The sequence below is a fragment of the Oleiphilus sp. HI0043 genome (genome assembly GCF_001634935.1).
Genome location: NZ_LWEY01000428.1, coordinates 1 through 995, shown reverse-complemented (window position 1 = coordinate 995; position 995 = coordinate 1). Strand labels below are relative to the sequence as shown.

The window sequence follows — 995 nt, the reverse complement described above, 5'->3', positions numbered from 1 at the left end:
GATTCAGAAACAAGATTTGCCAACGATGGTAATTGTCGTATCAGGAGATATTCAACCTGAAGCACATGAACGCGTTAAGGCTCTAGGCGCAATCGACTTCATTAAGAAACCTACTTCGACTGAAGCGCTCACAGAGCTACTTGAGAAATTTGGCCTTTACAGAGCACCAGAGCCCTCAGCCGCTCCTGCTACGCCTGCAAGAGCACCGATAATTAAGAAAGGTGAAATCGGCAATATTGGCACCCGCGACTGCATGCAAGAAATAGCGAATGTCGCAATGGGACAAGCAGCTGACCTACTCGCTCGGCTTTTGAAAGTCTTCGTAAAACTGCCTATACCAAACGTTAACTTGCTCGAAGTTAGTGAGTTAGAAATGGCCTTATCACTCACCGAGCAACAAGACACCTACTCTGCCGTTTGCCAAGGTTTTATCGGTTCGGGTATTAGTGGTGAAGCCTTGCTCAATTTCAGTGATTCAAGTTTTGGTGATATCGCCAAGCTGCTCGACTACAAAGGCGAAGTCGATCGCATGGTTGAGCTTGAGCTACTAATGGAAGTGGCCAGTATTCTAGTGGGCGCCTGTACTAACGGTATTGCCCAACAACTCGACACCACCTTCAGTCAAGGGCACCCGGTTGTTTTAGGGCAGCATGTCAAAGTAAGTGAATTGATCAAAGCCAATGCCAAGCGCTGGAAGAAAACACTCGCCATTGAAATCACTTACGAAATTGAAAACTACAACATTAGTTGCGACCTGTTATTACTGTTCACTGAAGATTCACTGGACAATTTGAACAAACGACTTTCCTACTTGATGGATTAATAGCCGAACTATGGAACGATCACAGATAGATATAAAAGAATTTCACTGGCTGATGGATATGCTGCAAACCATCGATGTCGGCCTCGTGGTACTGGATCGCAACTTTAGCATTAAAGTTTGGAACAGTTTCATGGAGAGCCATAGCGGCATAACTCCATTGCAGACCAAAGAC

The 995-nt window shown here is 45.3% G+C and carries 1 protein-coding gene; it reads left to right on the top strand.

Annotation, left to right across the window (positions count from 1 at the left end):
• Window positions 1–823, top strand: an 823-nt coding sequence (locus tag A3729_RS05510) for a response regulator (protein WP_231877351.1), incomplete at its 5' end; no start/stop codon positions are given.
• Window positions 824–995: the final 172 nt, after the last annotated feature.